Source organism: Acidovorax sp. SUPP3334 (genome assembly GCF_030159055.1).
Lineage (GTDB): Bacteria > Pseudomonadota > Gammaproteobacteria > Burkholderiales > Burkholderiaceae_C > Paracidovorax.
Genome location: NZ_BQXQ01000028.1, coordinates 21,652 through 39,911, shown reverse-complemented (window position 1 = coordinate 39,911; position 18,260 = coordinate 21,652). Strand labels below are relative to the sequence as shown.

Sequence of the window (18,260 nt, the reverse complement as noted above, 5' to 3'; positions counted from 1 at the left end):
CCACGGCCCGGTCAGAGCCGCCTCCAAAGAGCGGGCGGTGCGGCGCTGGCCGCACGGTGCGGGAGCGCTACGCGCCCCAAAGGCGGCGATTTTAGTGCAGTTGGGGCGCGGGCGAGGCAGGCCGTGCCCGGCCGCCCTCGCGCCCGGCCAGGGCGCCGGCCACGATCACCCACGCCAGCAGCAGCAGGGACAGCAGTTTGAGGCTGCTGGCCACGGTCAGCACCGTGGGCCAGTGCGGGTGGTGCATGTGCAGCGTGGCGTAGTTTTCCACCAGGTCCGACAGCACCAGCGCGCCCATCGTCCAGTGCGCATGGCGGTAGAGCCACCCCAGGGCCCGGCCCGGCGGCACGGCCTGCGCGACCAGCCGCCGCAGGGCCCATGCCACCGGGTAGGCCAGCCACAGGGCGTAGCTGGCGAGCAGCGCCCAGTCCCAGGCGATGGCGCGGCGCACGCCGTCGGTGCCGCCGCAAACGACGCCCCAATCCGCATGCCAGTGCGCCGTCACCTGAAAGCCCGAAGGCAGGCCCTGCGCCCACCCTGGCGCGGCCTGCAGATCGCACGCCTCGCGGCCGAGCTGGAACGTGACGGCGAACAGCACCGCCGTGACCACCGCCAGCGCCACGCCCAGCCAGCGCCAGGGCTGGGTGCGCGCCACGGTGTTGGCGGGCACGGCGCCGTCCACCGGGCGGGCGGTCGGGTCGATGAAGTCGCTGGGAAAGCGTTCGCGCGCATTGAGGCCGGTCCACGCCCAGTAGGGGCAGTCGTAGGCCTGGTCGTGCATGGCCGTCTGCGGGTCGCCGGGCTGCAGCTGCCCCCGGTCCACCCGCAGGCCCTTGGCGAAGGCCTCGTCCACCATCCATTTCAGTGTGAGGTTGGACAGCCCGTCGCGCGCGTACGAGCCGCCCACGTCGCTGTGCACGCCGCGGAACCAGCGCTGGTCGTAGGTGCGCCAGGGCCGTTCCCGCTCGGTGAAGTGCGGGTCGGCGTAGCGCCGGGGCGAATACTTGCTGCGCGATTCGTACAGCGACATGGCATGGCGCACGTTGGCGAACCGCTTGCGGGCGAACTCGGTGGAGTTGGTGATCTTGATGCCTCCCAGCAGCCCGCTGCCGATGGCCTCCACCGTGTCCCACACGCCCACGAAGTGCACCAGCGGCGTGCGGCCCAGCGAGAAGTTGTCGATCACGTCGCGCGCGAAGGCCTCGCGGCTCTTGGTGCCGGCCTGGTTCTTTTGGCCGCTGGGCGCGAAATAGGTGCGCACCAGGGTTTCGATGAGCGGCATGCCCTCCGTGTGGATGAGGCCGTACATGTTGATCATGCCCGCCACCGCCCGCGCGGTGAATGCGCCGCGCGAAAAGCCGAACAGGTAGATGCGGTCGCCCGGCCGGTAGGTGTGCACGAGGAACTTGTAGGCCTCGGCGATGTTGGGAAACACGCCGCTGCCCAGGGCCAGCCCGGCCAGTTGCCGCAGCTGGTTCCTGGCCTTGGACAGGATGCCATCCGCCGGGAATTCATTGGTGGTGCCCACGCCGGGGTCGTAATAGACCAGTTGCGTGGGCTCGCTGCCCGACGCGTCCCGGCCCTTGCCGAGCATGCGCAGCAGCTTGACCACGTTGGTGTCCTGCTGGTTGCCGAGGATGTTGCCCGTGCCGTCGAACAGCAGCACCAGGTTGCGCCCTGGCCGTGCGGCCCATTGCCCGTCGGCGGCGATGCACTCGGCCAGGATGGCTTCGCGCGTGGGGCTTTCGTCGGGGCGGTCCCGGGCGGCAGCGCGGCTGGCGGCAAGATGGGTGTTGGCGTTCATGTCCGTGCTCCCTCTCTTTGCGATGTGTATCGGAAAGATTCTGGGCGAAGGCCATGCCCTCCAGCAAGGGAGTCAGCCCAGCCCCTGCGCGATGGACCGCGTGCTTTCAGATCGATTCAGCCGGCTTCAGGCTTCAGCCTTCAGATGCCGGGCGCTTCCAGCCGCACGTCGCTCATCGGATAGGCCACGCAGGGCAGCACGCAGCCCTCGGCACGCTCCTCGGGGGACAGGCCGGGCCACTCGATGGCGTAGCGCACCTCGCCTTCGGCCAGCATGCCGATGCAGGTGCGGCAGGTGCCGTTGCGGCACGAGCTGGGCCAGTCGATGCCGCCTTGCTCCAGCGACAGCAGCAGGGGCTGCTCGGGCCAGGCATCGCACTGGGTGCCGTCGTCTCCGACGCGGGCGGTGAAAAAGGGAACGGAAGAAGAGTCACTCATGGCAAACGGCCACAGCAGGACAGTGGCCGAAAAAGTTAAGAACGGATTTGGCCTCCAGCACAATCAACACTAGGGGGTATAGCTATCATTTAAATAGCAAAGGCGGGCCCTGGCCATGCGACCCCGCCACTGCCTAAAAAGAAGGCAGCCGAGCGGTATGCGTTAAAAATCAACGACTTGGCGCCGCCATACAGGGCTTGTCCCGAGTTATCCACATGATTGTCCAGCGGCAGGAGGGATAACCACAGGCCTGTGGGCAACCGGGTGCCTAAAAATGAGGCGTCGCGTCGGTTTCCCTTGCCAATCAACGGCTTACGGCGCCCATACAGGCGTTGTCCCGGGTTATCCACATGATTGTCCAGTGCCCGCAGGGATAACCCGAAGCCCGGTTCAGGCGCCGACCTTGACGCCTTTCCAGAAGGCGAAGCGGCCCCGGATCGACTCGGCCTCGGGCTTGGGGTCGGCATAGGTCCAGACGGCGTCGGGATTGAGTTCGCCGTTGACCAGCAGCGATCGGTACGTGGCCTGGCCCTTCCAGGGGCACATGGTCTTGTGGTTGCTGAAGGTGAAGTACTCGGGCTTCAGCGAGCTTTCGGGGAAATAGTGGTTTCCCTCGACCAATACGGTGTCGTCGCTCTCGGCGACGGTCACGCCGTTCCAGATGGCTTTCATGGCGATGGTCCTTGCATCAAAGCCCGGCGGCGGCCCGGAGAAAGGGGTGGCCTGCGCGGGCGGATTGTCGAATCGGGGCAGTGGCGCGCGAGCGCGGTGGCGCTCGCGTGGCAGGCGCGGGACGTCAACCTTACCCGACTTTTCGCGGCACGGTCTCCGGCTCAACCATGCGCACCGCCGAGGCGACGCCGTGTCGATGGTTCGCTGCCTCAGCGCTTCAGCGCTTCAGCGCCTCGGTGCTACGGCACTTCAGGGCCGAAGGTCGGGCGCATGCGTGGGCTCCACGCCCTGGTCTTGCGCGGCCGCTGCCTGGGCCGCCATGGCGCGGATGAATCCGGGCCGCTCGCGCAGCCGCGCCCAGTAGTCGGCCACGGCAGGGGTGAAGGACGCCGCCAGGCCCAGGTGCCCGGCCAGCAGCAGCGCGTAGCCCACCGACACATCCGCCGCCGTGAACCGGCCTGCGCACAGGTGGGCCTGCTGTGCCACGCGAGGCTCCAGCGTGCGCAGGCGCGCCAGGAACCAGCGCGCGTATTCGTCCGCCACGCGAGGCCGGCAGGTGACAACGGATTCGCAAAAGCTGCCAATTTGCGGGGCAGTGACACGGCGCTTCGCAAAGCCGCTGCCTCCGTTCGCGTGCTGCGAGTCATTCACCCTGCGAAATGGTCAACATGACTGGCCGCGATCCCATGGCTCGTTCCATGTCGATGGCGCGGCGCTCATCTTTAACCTTCAAAGGACACACATGAACCTCTCCAAATTGATCCGATCCGGCGCCTTGGCTGCGGCCGGCCTGGCTTTGCTGGCCCCGTTGGCTTCCACCCCGGCTTTCGCCCAGAACAGCCGCACCGTATCCGTCACGATCTCGGGCGGCGGCAACATGACGCGCCAGCAGGTCCGGAACGAGACTTTCTTCGTTGCCCGCCGACTGTGCAGCGATGAGTACGGTAACTCGCGGCCTGCGCAAATGCTGGGCATCACCACGACTCCGATTCCGGGCGGAAACCGGTTCTACTCCGCTGAGTGGCGTTGCTCCTGAGTCTGCGCCGGACCGGCCGTGCCCCGTAGCGCGGCGGTTCAGCGCCCGCTGCCCGTCAGCGATTCGCGCAGGATGCGGCGAATCTCCAGAATGGCGCGCGGGTTCTCCTGCACGCTGTGGTGGGAGGTGAGCACCAGTTCCGAGTCGGCCCCGGCCAGGTGGGCGCTGGCGTAGGGCACGATGCCGTCGCTCGACTGCGCCAGCGGCGCGGCGGGATCTTCGCGCCCCATGATGGAGTGGTAGCGCACCTGCGCGCTGATGGGCAGCTCGGCCCCGGCGCGCACGAAGGGGTCGGTATCCGCCAGGTTGTCGATGCTGTTGGGCAGCCGGGGCGGCACGCCGTCCGACGATGGCTGCGTGGCCTGGGCCCTGGCCAGCATGCGCGTGGCATCGCCGAAGCGTTCCAGCAGCGCGAGGGGCAGCGTCACCATGTTGGCCAGCCAGCGCGAGAGGGTCTTGTTCGCAAACGGCGTGCCCCGGTGGGGCGCGGCGATGAAAACCGCGCTGCTCACCTGCGGCAGCGGCTCGAACACCAGGAACGGGCCCAGGTCCTTGCGCAATTGGGCTTTTTCGCTGTCTTTCAGTCGCGTGGCTCCGAAGAGCTGGTTCCACAGCACGTCGCCCGTGTCGGACACCAGCAGTCGCGCCAGCACGCCGCCCATGCTGTGGCCCACCAGCACCATGTCGCGCGAGGCGCGTGCGGTGCCGGCCGGGTCGAAATGCGCCAGCGTGGCCAGCAGCGCTTCCCGGATGTCGTGCTGGTTCACCCCCAGGGGCGCATTGGTGGGGTAGTACACCTGCCACACCTGGTAGGCATCGCGCAGTTGCGCGTCGCCCAACACTTCGTTGGCCACATTGATCCACGCTTCGGGGCTGCTGGCCAGGCCGTGCAGCATCACGATGGTGCGGCGGTCGGGGTCGTAGGGCTGCATCAGGTGGATGCGCGGGGCGTCCAGCCGGTCGCTCCAGCCCAGCAGCGTGCGCATGGCCTGCGTGGCGAAGCCCGAGCGGGCCAGCCACAGTCCGTAGCCCGCCGTGAAGTTGCCGGCCAGGGGCACCCGCCGCCCGCCCAGTTCCACCTGGGCCGTGTGGTACGGGTCGTACACGGTGAGCTGCACGTCCTGCGTGCGCAAGACCTCGCCCAGCGTCTTGCCGGGAAACCGCAGCAGGGCGGTGGCGGCAGGAAAGGGCATTTCCTGAAACGGTGCCGGCGTGTGGGGCGGGCCCTGCAGTCCGTCCTGCTGCGGAATGACCGGCTCGGGCGCCGACGCGGCCACCAGTTCCGTGCCGAGGCCGTCGCGCCGGTAGGTGTTGCGCACGCCCGAGAATCGCAGCGTGGCGGCAGGAATCAGTTCCGAGGGCAGCGGGGCATCGCTCGGCAGGCGCAGGTCCGAGGCGTCGCTGGAGATGCGCCACACGCCCATGGTCAGCGGTGCATCCGAGCGGGTGCCTTCGGCCTGGTAGCGCTGAAAGAGCAGGGCCACCACGCGCTGCGTGGCGAAGTTGTAATAGTCGCGCACCTGCGTCTGCCGGTCTTCGAAGGCCCGCTCACCCGGTGCGCGCGGCGTGAAGAACAGATAGGCCCACGCGTGGCGGGCCGATTCCATCCAGGCGTCGAGCGCCTCTTCGGGTGGCAGCGGCGCGCTGCGGTCGCGCTCGCCTTCGATGGCCACCTGCAGCCACACCTCTGCCAGGGCCGCGAGGCGCTGCTCTTCGCTCAGGCCGTTGGAGGCGGCCAGTTGCGCGCGGCAGTCGGCCAGGTCGTCCGCGCAGGCCTCGGCGTCGCTGCCGATCACGCGCAGCACCTCTTCGGTGGCCTCGCTCACGCGGCCGGTGGTGAGCACATCGCCACGCCGCTGCGTGAGGTATTCGCGCGGCGACATGGACGACACCGTCACCCCCGCGCAACCGCACAGCAGCGCGGCGGCGCACAGGGCGGCCAGGCCCCGCAATGCCGTCCATCGCCCGCGCAGTAGAACAGGGGCGGCAGCGCGGCGGGCGAAGAAGGAAAAGGAAGGCGGCATGCGGCACGAAGCCCGGATGGCGGAGGGGAGCCGATGTTACCCGGCGGCCCGCGCGATGCGGCGCTGCCTGACGCCGCGGCGCAAAGCTCTGCGGTACGCTTGCCGGCTTATGAGGATCTCTCCGGAACACCGCCTGCGGGCCGCCTTGCGCGTGGCGCTGAGCCACTATGTCTTCAACGGCCTGTCGGTGGCGTTCGGTCTGCTGCTCATCTCGGCCGGCGTGCACGGATGGCTGGGCGCCGCAGCGGCGGCATCGGCATCGGTGGGGGTGATCGTCACCGCGCCGCCCGACCTGCCCGGGCCGGCACGCGGCAAGTTCTGGCAGATGCTGCCTGCGCCGCTGCTGGGCGTGCCGCTCTTTTTCGGGGTGCAGATGCTGCACCCGTCGGAACTGGCGCTGGGCCTGCTGGTCGTGCCCGCCAGCTTCATTGCGTTCCTGGCCATGGCGTGGGGCAAGCGGGGTGTGCCGATCGCGGTGGCCGTGATGTTCTCCATGGTGTTTTCGATGGCCGTGCCGCCCGCGCACGGCATGGAGCCGCTGGCCGCGGCGCTGGCGACCACCGGGCATTTCGCCCTGGGCGCCGCGCTGTACGTGGTGTATTCGGTCATCGCCAACCACGCGCTCAACGCGCGCTACCGCGTGCAGTCGGTGGCGGACGCGCTGCTGGCGCTCGCCGCCCTCATGCGCGTGCAGGCCCGCCAGTTCACGCCGGTCGATCTGCAGGGGCCGCCCGCGCCGGCCCTGGCGGGCGCGCTGCTGCAACGCCAGGCAGCGCTGGCGGAGCAACTGCAGGCGGCGCGCAACATCGTGCTCGAATCGCCCCGCACCCCCCGCCGCCAGCGGCTGGCCGGCATGCTCTTATTGGTGCTGGAAATGCGCGACCACCTCCTGGCTTGCGAGCTGGACCTGGACGCGCTCAAGGCCCACCCCGGCCATGCCCCCGTCGTGGGCCGCCTGCGCGAGGTGCTGCTGAACGTGGCCGACGAAATGGAGCGGTTGGCCGACGTGATGCTGATCGGCCGCCTGCCCACGGCCTTCGCCGACCACCGGCCCCACCTGGCCGCGCTGCGCTGGGACGATGAGGCTGCGCTGCCCCAGCCCGACAACGCCACGCCGTCGCCCCGCCTGCTGGCGCGCGGGCTGGCGGACCGCGTCGGCCACATCAACGACGAAGCCCTGCGCATGATCGCCCTGGCGCGCGGCGAGGCCGAGCCCAACCTCGCCGTGGTGCGCGCCAACTGGCAGATGTTCGTGAGCCCCACCGCCTGGTCGTGGCACCCGTTCAACGGCCTGTGGCGGTGGGACGCGCCGCCGCTGCGCCACGCCATCCGCGCGGCGCTGGCCATGGGCGTGGGGTACGCGGTGGCGCAGGCGCTACCGTGGGGCACGCACGCCTACTGGATCTTGCTGACCATCGTGGTCGTGCTGCGCGGCAGCCTCGCGCAGACGCTGGAGCGGCGCAACAGCCGCGTGGCCGGCACCCTGCTGGGCTGCGTGCTGGCGCTCGCGCTGCTGTCCATGCACCCGACGGCGATGGGGCTGATCGTCGCGCTCACGCTGGCACAGGCCGTCGCCCACGGGTTCGCGGTGCGCCGCTACCTGGTCACCGCCGTGGCCGCCACCGTGCTGGGGCTGGTGCAGTCGCACATGCTGCACGCGGGCAGCAGCACGGCCTTCGCGCTGTTCGAGCGGCTGGCCGATACGCTCATCGGCACCGGCGTGGCCTGGGCGGTTTCATACGTGCTGCCCTCGTGGGAGCGCACGCAGATTCCCGCACTCGTCTCGCGCACCCTGGCCGCCCAGGCGCGGCATGCGCGCGAGGCCCTGGCCCTGGGCCAGTTGCAGGCCGTGGACAACGCGCCCGAGCTGGCCTGGCGGCTGGCGCGGCGCGAGGCGTACGACAGCCTCTCGGCCCTGGTGCAGGCCACGCAGCGGTCGCTGTCGGAGCCGCGCGCGGTGCGCCCGCCGCTCGAACCGCTGGAGCGCCTGCAGTTGCATTGCTACCAGCTGCTGGCCCAGCTCACGGCCGTGAAGACCATGCTGCTGCAGCGCCGCGGCCACCTGGAGCCCGAGCGGCTGCAGGCCCCGCTGGCCACCACGGCAGATGCGATCGGCGGTGCCCTGGCGGCCCCGCGCACGGCGGACGGCGCTCCGCCGGCTGCCCGCGTATCCCCCGGCCCCGAGCCGTTGCCCGACCCGTTCGATGCCCAACTGGGCCCGTGGCTGTTGCGCCGGCTGGGGCTGGCGGTCGGGCTGGCACAAGAGCTGCGCAGCGACGCGGATCAGGTGCTGGATTTGATGGCTGTGCCCGTGGCAGAACCCCGCAAGCCGCCCGAGGCCTGAGGCGCAATGGCCGGTAGAGCGGTGTGGGGCGCGTTGAAAGCCGCCGCCCTGCGCGGCGCTGAGGCCGCCTTCACCTCCGTCTCACTCTGCGTCTTCCTCCTGGCCCTCCGGCACGCTGGCGAGCCGCCCGTCGCCCGGCACGCCGGCTGCGGTCTTCCAGTGCCCGGCGGGCTCGATGCGCTGGCCGGGCTCGGAGCGGAGCACCGGCTCGTACAAGATCCATTGCGCCACCGTCCGCATGGCTTCGGCGCCACGGTTGTTTTGACGCTTCAGGAAAAAGTCCAGGCCGCGCTCGCGCAACACCTTGGCTTTTTCGCGCAGCAGCAGCAGCGTGGGTTCCCACAGCTCGTCCTTCACCACCAGATCGTCGAACCCTGTCTGGCTGATGCGAGCCTCCTCTAGACGGGCGACGGCCTGCTCCTTGCATTGGGCGGCCTGGCGCATGTGCTCCACGCCGTCATCCCGCCGGCGGGCCTGCGAGGGCGATCGCCCGGTCTTGCCGATCACCTTGCGCTCCAGCCGCGCTGCGGCGTGGTCCAGGTGCTGCGAGGCTGCGGCCGTGTCGCCCGCCTCCAGAGCCTCGCGCGCCTTGCCCAGGTCCGCACGCACCGAGCGCATGTCCATGCCCGCGGCGTCGAATTCGGCGGCGGCGCTCTCGTAGCCGGCGCAGGCCTTCCCGAACGCCTCGCTGGCGGCCTCGCCGTCCAGGCGGGCCAGGGCGCGCAGGGTGTCCAGCGCCGGCGCGGCGGGCGCCTTCATCGATTTGTCGGCGAACATCGCGGCCAGCCCATTGCCCTGTGCGAAGGTGCGCGTCTGCTCCATGAAGTGTTCCAGCTGCAATTGCGATGCGGCGTGTTTCAGGTCATCGTCCACGGCGGTGCCCAGCTTGCCCACGCCGTAGCTCGACCAGCTGTCCCATTCGTCGCGCACCAGTTGCTGAAACACGTCGAACTCCGAGACGTCGGTGGCGCGGTCGCTGCGCGTGGGGTCGATCTCGTCATCGAACACGAACAGCGTGCAAAAGTGCGTCACGGCCTTGGACACCAGTTCGCGCGAATAGCCCGCATCGAGCAAGCCGAGGCTGGCGCTGGCCTTTTGCGTCGGGCCGTTTTCGGGGTCGTTTTCGACCGACTCGGCAAACTGCACGCCCAGCGTGGCGCGGCCCGACACCTCCACCTTCATCTGCGCCGTGGCTTCGCGGTAGATGGTGGTCATGTAGCCGGCCACGGTGGTGCGGGCCTGGCCGTTGTCCTGCCGGGCCTTCACGCCCACGCTGGCCGCTGCGCCCGCGCGCCGCCCGCGCCCCGCCACTTCGCCCACGCGCAGGCCCACGCTGGCCGATACGTTGGTCTCCGTGCCGCTGCTGCTGCGTTCGGCGCCGTCGATCAGCCCGATGCTCAGCTCGGGGTGCTCGGCCAGCAGTTCGCGCATCCAGTCCTTGCGCGCGGGCTGGCCATCGCCGGGCGGGGCGGCCATGGCGATCAGGTGTTCCAGCGCATCGGCGAACTGCGCGTCGAGTTCCGGCTCGCGCCCCTTGGACAGGCGCGGTATGCGCACCTGCACGCCGTTTTCCGTGCCCCTTTCACCGCGCCATCGCCAGTCGGCGCCGCCCGTCAGGCCCAGGCTGGCCTGGTCGGTGCCCAGTGGCACGGCGTAGCCGGTGTTCACGCCGGCCCCGGCCTGCACCTGGTTGGTGGACTGCGAGCTGATCTGCAGGTAAGTGCCCGTGCGGCCCCGGTACAGCTCCAGGGTGCGGTCCTCGTTGTGCTGGGCCGAGCCGATCAGTTTCACGCCCAACCCCACGGCGCTGGCGATGGCAGCTGCGGCAGACAGCGGCCCGAGGTTCAGGCCATAGGTCTTTTGCCCCATCAGCCGCAGCCGGTCGCGCCATTCGAGGTGCTCCGCCACGTCGCGCAGCAGGTCGAACAGCGCCTGGCCGTTGGTGACGTGCGAAGGGTCCCCGTCGTACAGCAGCCGCAGCGCCTTGGCCACGGAGACATGGAATGCCTTGCGCTGCGCCTGCGCCTGCTGCGCATCGGTGGGCAGCGCTGCGGCGGACGAAGACAAAGGCGATGGCGATGGCGGCGCGGGCTCCGGCTCGGCAACGCCCGCGGGCTCGTTCAGCAGGGCGCGCTGCAGCAGCGCCAGGGCCTGCACGCCGGTGTGCGGCGTGGCGCGCAGCTGCTCCCATGCCGAATGCAGGGCGGTTGATTCGGGGGCTGGAACCGGGTCGCCTGCACGGCGGCCGATCTGCAGCGCCCGTTCGCGTTGCCGCTGGGCGCATTGCGCCTGAATGCCGTCCAGCAATGCCGCATCCAGCACCATCGTCGCCCGCTCTGTGCCCTCGGGCGCCCAGCGCACCTGGTCGGCGACGGCGATCCAGGCCAGCTCCGCTTCGGTGGGCACTTCGTCCGGCGGCCGGGTGGCCCGAGCGGCCATCAAGTACCGGGTCAGGTGGTCGGCCGCGTCTTCCAGCTCCTGCTCCGCCCGGCGGCGGGGGGTGGGAAGGGCGGTGGCCGAGCCCACTTCCAGGGCCTGGGGCAGCGAGCGCAAGGGGTTGATCTTTTTGCCGCGCTGGCTTTTTTCCACACCGCGGTCGGCGGTGTGGTCGATGTCGTGCAGCCAGTCGGCGATTTTCTGCAGATGCTGGTTGGCGCGGTCGTAGGGCGAGCCCTCGGCGTTGCTGCGGTAGTTGTTGCGCAGCGCGTGGTAGGCCGATCGCTCTTCGTGCGTGCACGCAGCCAGGGCCTTTGCCGGGTCTGCGCCGTGCAGGGCCTTGCGCGCCGCGCGGGAGGCGGCGGCCAGCCAATCGCGCAGTTCCTGGGTGGGTGCAGACCGCGCCGCAGCTTCGGCCTGCAAGGCCAGGCGGGCCGTGTGGCGGCGGGTGTGGTCGGGCGTGCCCTCGGCGGCCGGCGCCAGCAGGTGGCCCACCACCTGGCTGCCGCGCGGCACGCGCACCAGCAGGTCCACGGTGCGCTGCGTGGCGGCGTCCAGGGCCGGAGCGTTTCCGAGCCCTGCGCTCGGGTCGGGCAGCAGCGTGCCCCACGTCTGGCCGCCCAGGGTCTGCAGCGTGTGCAGCGCCACCGTGGCATCGCCGCCGCTGGCGTCCGCCAGGGCCTTGATGGCCATGGTCAGCGCGCTGGCGGGCACGATGGCTTCGGCGCCATGGCGGGTGGCATCGATGTCCTTCACCCACGCACGGAGGGCCTCTCGCAGTTCTCCGATGGCGGGCGAGCTGCGAAACACCTCGAAGCCGGGCAGGCGCCGCAGTTGCAGGTCGATGATGTCGGCATAGGCTTTTTGCAGGGCTTCGGTCGCGATGCGGTCACGGCGCCGGGCGTGCTCCAGTTGCTGCTCGGCTTCCTTGCGGCGCTGGGCCAGTGCCGGCTTGAGCGACTGCAGGTCGAACGCGCCGCTTTCGTATTGGAGCAGTTCGCGGGCGGCGGTCTTTATCTGGTGATCGGTGTGCTCCAGCGCGGCGCGGGTGTCCTGGCTGCGCCGCACCAGTTCGGCATGTTTGCCGGCTTGCGTGCGCTGCAGCGCGGTGAGCGCCTCGATGTGCTCGGCCAGACCATCGGGCGCGGCGCTCCTGTTGCTGGTGCTGGCGGCCTTGGCATGGTCTGCCCGCAGTGCCAGCGCCTTGTCCAGCCGCTGCTGGGTGGCCTGCAGGTTCTGCTGCGCGGACTGCCGCTGTTCCTGCAGCGCTGCCTGCCAGACGGCGAGGGACTGGCCCTCTCGCTCCAATCGTTGCGCGGTGGCTTGCAGGTGCCCGGCGCGCTGGCCGCGCAGCAGGGCCTCGTCGGTCAGGCGGTCGTGGTGGTGCTCCACCAGCCGCTCCATCGCGATGGCCTTGTCCACCGCTATCTTCGCCAGCCGCAAGGTTTCGGCGGCCTTGAGCTGGCCGGTGAGCACGGGTTCCAGGCTCTCCCACTTGCCGCGACTGCGCAGCGGAACGTGCGTGCGGTCTTCCTTGGTGTTCTGGTAGCGCAGCAGTTCTTCGGAGCGCACGGGGTTGCCGCGCGCCATGCCGAAACAGGTGCCCACCTTGTTCGCCAACTGGCCCAGGACCGATTTGGACTTGCGCGGCGCCATGGCCACGGCGGCGTCGGCCGTGGGCAGGGGCTGGGCGAGGTATTTGCGTGCGGCGCGGGCGGCATCGAACAGCGGCGACAGCAACTCTTGCTGGGCGGCGTGCGGGTCGAGCTGGTGCAGCTTGTGGTGGGCCTGCTTGTGGCTTGCCGGTTTGCCGGCGTGGGCGGTCGATGTCGAATTGCCGGGCAGGCCCGCCGAGGTGTTGGAGGGACGCACAGAAAATTTTGGCATGGTGTCCAGTCATTCAAGGGCGTCGTGTGCGTTCGGGGGGCTGGAAAGGGCCCCTCTTCGGGAACAGTGGCTGGACCGGCGCATTGCACGCCCTGTGTTGGCTGGCCACGACACGGGCGATGGTGCGGTGCGGCACGCGGCGCGCGCGCGCATTTTACGAAGTGGCGCGCAGCCTGCCGAAGCAAGGTCTTGACCTGCCGAGCCAGCGAGAGTGCCTCGGCCATGCTAAGTTCCGGGCCGAACCGACGAACAGGTCATAACGAAATCACCAAAATGACGATGAGCCATCTGCAGCGGAAAATCGACGCACAGCCAGCCAGCCGCCTGACCGGCATGCGCCGTGGCATCGAGAAAGAGGGGCTGCGGGTGCTGCCCACCGGCGGCCTGGCGCTCACGCCGCACCCGGTGGCGCTGGGCTCGGCGCTCACCCACCCGCACATCACCACCGACTACAGCGAGTCCCAGATCGAGCTCATCACCGGGGCCCGCCTGGGCGTCGAGGAATGCCTGGACGAACTGACCGAGATCCACCAGTTCGTCTATCGCAGCCTGCAGGCCTCGGGCGGCGAGATGCTGTGGCTGTCCAGCATGCCCTGCGGCCTGCCCACCGACGAGACCATTCCGCCGGCGCGCTACGGCTCGTCGAACGTCGGCCGCGCCAAGAGCGTGTACCGCATGGGCCTGGGCCACCGCTACGGCCGGCGCATGCAGACCATCTCGGGCATTCACTACAACTGGTCGCTGCCGCAGGTGACCAGCGACGAATACTTCGGCCTGATCCGCAATTTCCGCCGCCATGCCTTCGTGCTGCTGTACCTGTTCGGCGCTTCGCCCGCGCTGTGCCCGTGCTTCGTGCAAGGGCGCGAGCACGGCCTGCAGCGCCTGGGGGGCGATGCGCTCTACCTGCCGCACGCTACGTCGCTGCGCATGGGGCGCCTGGGGTATCAGAGCGATGCGCAGGCCACGCTGGCCGTGAGCTACAACGGCCTGGAAGGCTACTCCGCCTCGCTGCGCGAAGCCCTCAGCCGGCCGTACCCCGCCTACGAAACATTGGGCGTGCGCAACCCCGGCGGCGAATACAACCAGCTGGGCACGAGCCTGCTGCAGATCGAAAACGAGTTCTACGGCACCATCCGCCCCAAGCGCACCGTGCGGACCGGCGAGCGGCCATTGAACGCGCTGCGCGAGCGGGGCGTCGAATACGTCGAAGTGCGGCTGATGGACCTGGACCCGTTCGCGCCGCTGGGCATCGAGGCACAGACCATGCGCCTGCTGGACGTCTTCCTCATGCACTGCCTGCTGTCCGACAGCCCGCCGGACACGCCCGAAGAGATCGCCGAACTGCAGCGCAACCAGCATCTCACCGCCGAACGCGGGCGCGAGCCCGGCCTGCTGCTGCAGCGCGCCGGGCAACAGGTGCCGCTGGCCGAATGGGGCGCACAGGTGCTGGCCGAATGCGAGCCGCTGGCCGCCGCGCTCGATGCCGCGCAGGGCACCACCGACTTCAGCGCCGCGCTGGCCGATGCCCGGCGCTTGATGGCCGAGCCGCAGGCCACGCCGTCGGCGCGTGTGCTCGACCGCATGGCGCAAGAGCACGGGCAGAGCTTCAATGCCTTCGCGCTCGCCCGCTCCCAATGGGCGCGCGACACGCTGCTCGACCTGCCCTGGACCGAGGCGCAGCAGGCCCGCTACGAAAGCGCGGCGGCGCAATCGGTCGCCGAGCAAAAGGCCATCGAAGCGGCCGATACCCTGCCGTTCGAAGCCTGGCGCGAGCAGTACATGGCCGTGCCGATCCACGACTGAAAAATCGGCAGGCCCGGCGTGTGCTGGCCGAAAGCGGGGCAGAAAGTGGGTAGAAAGCGGGCCGGCAGGTTGCCCTCGCAACCCGTTGCAACCCGCCCGGCCTGAGCGGCTCTAGCCCGGCTTGCGTGCCTGCGCCGCGTTGCGAATGCCCTGCAGCGTGCCCGTGGGCGTGATCGCCTCAGGGTCAAGCAGGCAGTGCAGCACGCAGGGCAGGCCGCTGGCCCGCGCACGGGCCAGGGCCGGGGCGAAGTCCGCCGTCGTCTCCACCCGTTCGCCATGCCCGCCGAAGGCCACCGCATAGGCTTTGAAATCCGGGTTCTTCAACTGGGTGGCGCTCACGCGGCCCGGGTATTCGCGCTCCTGGTGCATGCGGATGGTGCCGTACATGGCGTTGTCCAGCAGCACCACGATCAGGGGCAGGCCGTATTGCACGGCGGTGGCGAACTCCTGCCCGTGCATCAGAAAGTCGCCGTCGCCCGAGAACACCACCACCTCGCGCTGCGGCCACAGCCGCTTGGCGCCCACGCCGGCCGGCAGGCCGTAGCCCATCGATCCGCTGGTGGGGGCCAGTTGGCTCGCATAGGTGGTGAAGGGCCAGAAGCGGTGCACCCAGGTGGCGAAGTTGCCCGCACCGTTGCAGAAGATCGCATCGGCCGGCAGCACCTCGCGCAGGTGGCGCATCACCTCGCCCATCTGCAGCGGGCCGGGAATGCGGATCGGGTCCGGGTCGCTCCAGGCCAGGTACTCGGCGCGCGCGGCCTGTGTGTGCGCGGCCCAGCGCACGGCGGCGGCGGGGCGCAGGCCGGCCAGCGCGCCGGCAAAGGCCTGCGGCGTGGCGTGGATCGACTGCGTGGCCCGGTACAGCCGGCCCAGCTCGTTCGCATCGGCGTGCACATGCACCATGGGCTGCGCGGGCACGGGAATGTCGAACAGCTCGTAGCCTTGCGACGGAATCTCCGACAGCCGCCCGCCCACCACCAGCACCAGATCGCTCGCGCGGATGCGTGCCAACAGCTTGGGGTTCACGCCCAGGCCCAGGTCGCCGCCATAGTTGTCATGGCTGGCCGGGAACAGCATCTGCCGGCGGAACGAGCAATACACCGGCAGCGACCACGCTTGGGCGAACGCCACGAAGTCCCGCACCGCCTGCTCGGACCAGCGGCTGCCTCCGAGGATCGCCACGGGGCGCTCGGCGGCGGCCAGGCGCTCGGCCAGTTCCTGCAGCGCGGCAGTGCCCGGGTGCGTCTCCGGCACGGTGTAGGGCAGGGCGTCGGCCACCTGCACGGCATCGGTCAGCATGTCTTCGGGCAGGGCCACCACCACCGGGCCGGGGCGGCCCGACGTGGCGACGTGGAAGGCGCGCGACACCAGCTCGGGCACGCGCGCCGCGTCTTCGATCTGCACCACCCACTTGGCCATGGTGCCGAACACGGCTCGGTAGTCCAGCTCCTGAAACGCCTCGCGCCCCAGCGCACCGCGCGCGACCTGGCCCACGAACACGATGAGCGGCGTCGAATCCTGGTGCGCGATGTGGATGCCGGCCGACGCATTCGTCACCCCCGGCCCGCGTGTCACGAAGCAGATGCCCGGCTGCCCGGTGAGCTTGCCCTGCGCCTCGGCCATCATGGCCGCGCCGCCTTCCTGGCGGCACACGGTGACGGCGATCTGCGCGTCGTGCAGTGCGTCCAGCACCGCCAGGTAGCTTTCGCCGGGCACGCAAAAGAGCTGCTGCACGCCGTGCAGGAGGAGCTGGTCCACCAGGACCTGGCCGCCCGTGCGCGATGTCGGGCCGGAGGTGGCGGAGGTGGTGGAGGGGTGGGAGGGGGTCGTTGAACTCATGGCACGTCGATCCGAAGCGTTGGAGAAAGAAAAGCGATGCCGTCAGCGCAATGCAGCGCAGGCCGCCTGGATGCGCTGGCAGGCCTCGCGCAAATGCGCCATCGACGTCGCATACGAAACCCGGAAATACGGCGCCAGCCCGAAGTACGTGCCCGGCACCACGGCCACCTCGTACTCGGCCAGCAGGTACTTGCAAAAATCCACGTCGGTCTTCAGCAGCACGCCGCCCGGCGTGGTGCGGCCCAGCGTACCAGCGCAACTGGCGTAGGTATAGAAGGCGCCCTCGGGCATGCGGCAATGCAGGCCGGGGGTCTGGTTCAGCGCCTGCACCACGAAGTCGCGGCGGGCCTGGAAATCCGCGCAGCGCTCGGCCACGATGGCCTGCGGCCCGGTCAGCGCCTCGATCGCCGCCGCCTGGCTGATGGACGAGGGGCAAGAGGTGCACTGGCTCTGCACCACCGCCATGGCGGCGATCAGCTCGCGCGGGCCGCCGGCAAAGCCGATGCGCCAGCCCGTCATGGCATAGGCCTTGGATACGCCGTTCACCGTGAGGCACCGGCCCTGCAGGCGCGGCTCCAGTGCGGCCGGCGTGGCGAAGGGCGCGCCGTCATACAGGATGTGTTCGTAAATGTCGTCCGACATCAGCCACACCTGCGGGTGGCGCAGCAGCACGTCCAGCAGCGGGCGCAGTTGCGCGGCACCGTAGGCGGCCCCGGTGGGATTGGAGGGCGAGTTGAGCAGCAGCCAGCGCGTGCGCGGCGTGATGGCCGCCTCCAGCGCTGCCGCCGTCAGCCGGAACCCGTCCGCCTCGGTGCACGGCACCGTCACCGGCACACCGCCCGCAATGGTCACCACGTCGGCATACGACGACCAGTACGGCGCCGGCAGGATCACCTCGTCGCCCGGGTTCAGCGTGGCCATGAACGCGTTGTAGAGCACCTGCTTGGCGCCCGTGCCCAAGGTGATCTCTTCCCGCGCAAAGTGAAGGCCGTTGTCGCGCCGGAACTTCTCGCGCACGGCGTCCTTCATGGCCGGGCTGCCGTCCAGCACCGTGTAGCGGGTCTCTCCGCGCGCCAGCGCCTTGCGGGCCGCTTCCACGATGTGGTCGGGTGTGTCGAAGTCGGGCTCGCCCGCACCCAGCACGATCACCGGGCGGCCCGAGCGCTTGAGCGCATTGGCATGGTCCGTGATGCGCAGGATCGGCGACACGCCCAGCGCGGCGATGCGCTGCGCTGGCACGAAGGCGCCGGCCGTGGCCGTGGCCGCGCCGGTGGCCAGGGGGGTGTCCATGGCGGTATTGGCCGTGGTGGCGCTGGTAGCGGCGGTGGTGGCGGTCACTTGAGGTACGCCTCCAGCGGCTTGTCGTTGGGCGCTGCGATCAATTGCCGCAGCGTGCCGCTCATGGGCAGGTTCAGGCTCAGGTTGCGTGGCGGGATCGGGCTGGTGAACCACTTGGCGTAGATCTTTTCCAGCTCGCCCGTCTGCATCAGCCGGATCAGCAAGCCGTCCACGCCCGCCCAGCTGGTTCACCGAGTTCAAATCCGAATCCGCGCTCACCGCCATGCGCACCTCGCTCACGTAGGTGGTCACGGCAAAGGCCACCTGCTGCTGGCGCGCCGTGTTGTTGGTGGTGGGGCCGCAGCCGATATCGACCGTGCCGTTCTGCACCAGCGCCAGGGTGTTCTGCGCCGTGATCGCCATGTATTCGAGCCGGGCCTGCGGCGCGATCTCCTTCATCACGCGCTCGCACAGTTCCACGTGGTAGCCCACGAACTTCTCGTTCGCCCCCAGGGCATAGGCCATGGGCGGCGAGGCCTCGCGCACGCCCAGCACCACCTTGCCGGCGGCCTTGATCTTCTCCAGCGTGGGCTGCTGCGCCGAAGCGGCGGCGGGCGGTGCGGACGTCTGCGCAGCGGCGCCAGCGCACCAGAAAAAGGCCATTGCGGCCGCAGCCGTGCCGGCCAGCACCGGATTCGAT

At 69.9% G+C, this 18,260-nt stretch carries 10 protein-coding genes and 1 pseudogene; 3 read left to right on the top strand and 8 right to left on the bottom strand.

Annotated elements, in window-relative coordinates; genetic code table 11:
- Positions 1–91: 91 nt before the first annotated feature.
- From AVHM3334_RS15975 to AVHM3334_RS15960, 4 genes and pseudogenes are all read right to left on the bottom strand, one after another.
- On the bottom strand, positions 92–1,804 hold the full coding sequence (locus AVHM3334_RS15975) for a T6SS phospholipase effector Tle1-like catalytic domain-containing protein (RefSeq protein ID WP_284413858.1): 1,713 nt from the start codon (positions 1,802–1,804) through the stop codon (positions 92–94).
- A gap of 140 nt (positions 1,805–1,944) precedes the next feature.
- Entirely contained in the window at positions 1,945–2,241 is a 297-nt protein-coding gene (locus AVHM3334_RS15970) for a 2Fe-2S iron-sulfur cluster-binding protein (protein WP_284413856.1), read from the bottom strand.
- A gap of 390 nt (positions 2,242–2,631) precedes the next feature.
- Positions 2,632–2,913, bottom strand: coding sequence for a DUF427 domain-containing protein (locus tag AVHM3334_RS15965; protein WP_284413854.1), 282 nt, complete (start codon positions 2,911–2,913; stop codon positions 2,632–2,634).
- 249 nt (positions 2,914–3,162) lie between these two features.
- Positions 3,163–3,465 (bottom strand): annotated as a pseudogene (locus AVHM3334_RS15960) (glutathione S-transferase family protein); the annotation flags it as partial.
- A 190-nt stretch (positions 3,466–3,655) separates the two neighbouring features.
- Between AVHM3334_RS15960 and AVHM3334_RS15955 the strand changes: the two are divergent.
- Positions 3,656–3,949, top strand: a complete 294-nt coding sequence (locus tag AVHM3334_RS15955; protein ID WP_284413852.1) for a hypothetical protein — start codon at positions 3,656–3,658, stop codon at positions 3,947–3,949.
- Positions 3,950–3,987: 38 nt separating this feature from the next.
- Here the strand turns inward: AVHM3334_RS15955 and AVHM3334_RS15950 are convergent, their stop codons facing one another.
- Positions 3,988–5,973, bottom strand: a complete 1,986-nt coding sequence (locus tag AVHM3334_RS15950; RefSeq protein ID WP_284413850.1) for an esterase/lipase family protein — start codon at positions 5,971–5,973, stop codon at positions 3,988–3,990.
- 109 nt (positions 5,974–6,082) lie between these two features.
- Between AVHM3334_RS15950 and AVHM3334_RS15945 the strand changes: the two genes are divergently transcribed.
- Positions 6,083–8,317, top strand: coding sequence for an FUSC family protein (locus AVHM3334_RS15945; RefSeq protein WP_284413848.1), 2,235 nt, complete (start codon positions 6,083–6,085; stop codon positions 8,315–8,317).
- A gap of 81 nt (positions 8,318–8,398) precedes the next feature.
- Here AVHM3334_RS15945 and xopZ read toward each other — a convergent pair whose 3' ends face one another.
- A complete protein-coding gene (gene xopZ / locus AVHM3334_RS15940; RefSeq protein ID WP_284413846.1) occupies positions 8,399–12,640 on the bottom strand; it encodes a XopZ family type III secretion system effector in 4,242 nt (1,413 codons plus the stop codon).
- A 279-nt stretch (positions 12,641–12,919) separates the two neighbouring features.
- Between xopZ and gshA the strand changes: the two genes are divergently transcribed.
- The gene (gene gshA / locus AVHM3334_RS15935) at positions 12,920–14,443 is read left to right on the top strand and encodes a glutamate--cysteine ligase (RefSeq protein ID WP_284413914.1); all 1,524 of its coding nucleotides are present in this window, start codon (positions 12,920–12,922) and stop codon (positions 14,441–14,443) included.
- 111 nt (positions 14,444–14,554) lie between these two features.
- Here gshA and AVHM3334_RS15930 read toward each other — a convergent pair whose 3' ends face one another.
- Together AVHM3334_RS15930 and AVHM3334_RS15925 are read right to left on the bottom strand one after the other, a co-directional pair.
- Positions 14,555–16,282 carry a thiamine pyrophosphate-binding protein gene (locus tag AVHM3334_RS15930; RefSeq protein WP_284413844.1) on the bottom strand — a complete coding sequence of 576 codons (1,728 nt, stop codon included), beginning with the start codon at positions 16,280–16,282 and terminating at the stop codon, positions 14,555–14,557.
- A gap of 42 nt (positions 16,283–16,324) precedes the next feature.
- Complete coding sequence (locus AVHM3334_RS15925; protein WP_502869923.1) at positions 16,325–18,223, bottom strand: aminotransferase class I/II-fold pyridoxal phosphate-dependent enzyme; 1,899 nt, start codon at positions 18,221–18,223, stop codon at positions 16,325–16,327.
- Positions 18,224–18,260 lie beyond the last annotated feature (37 nt).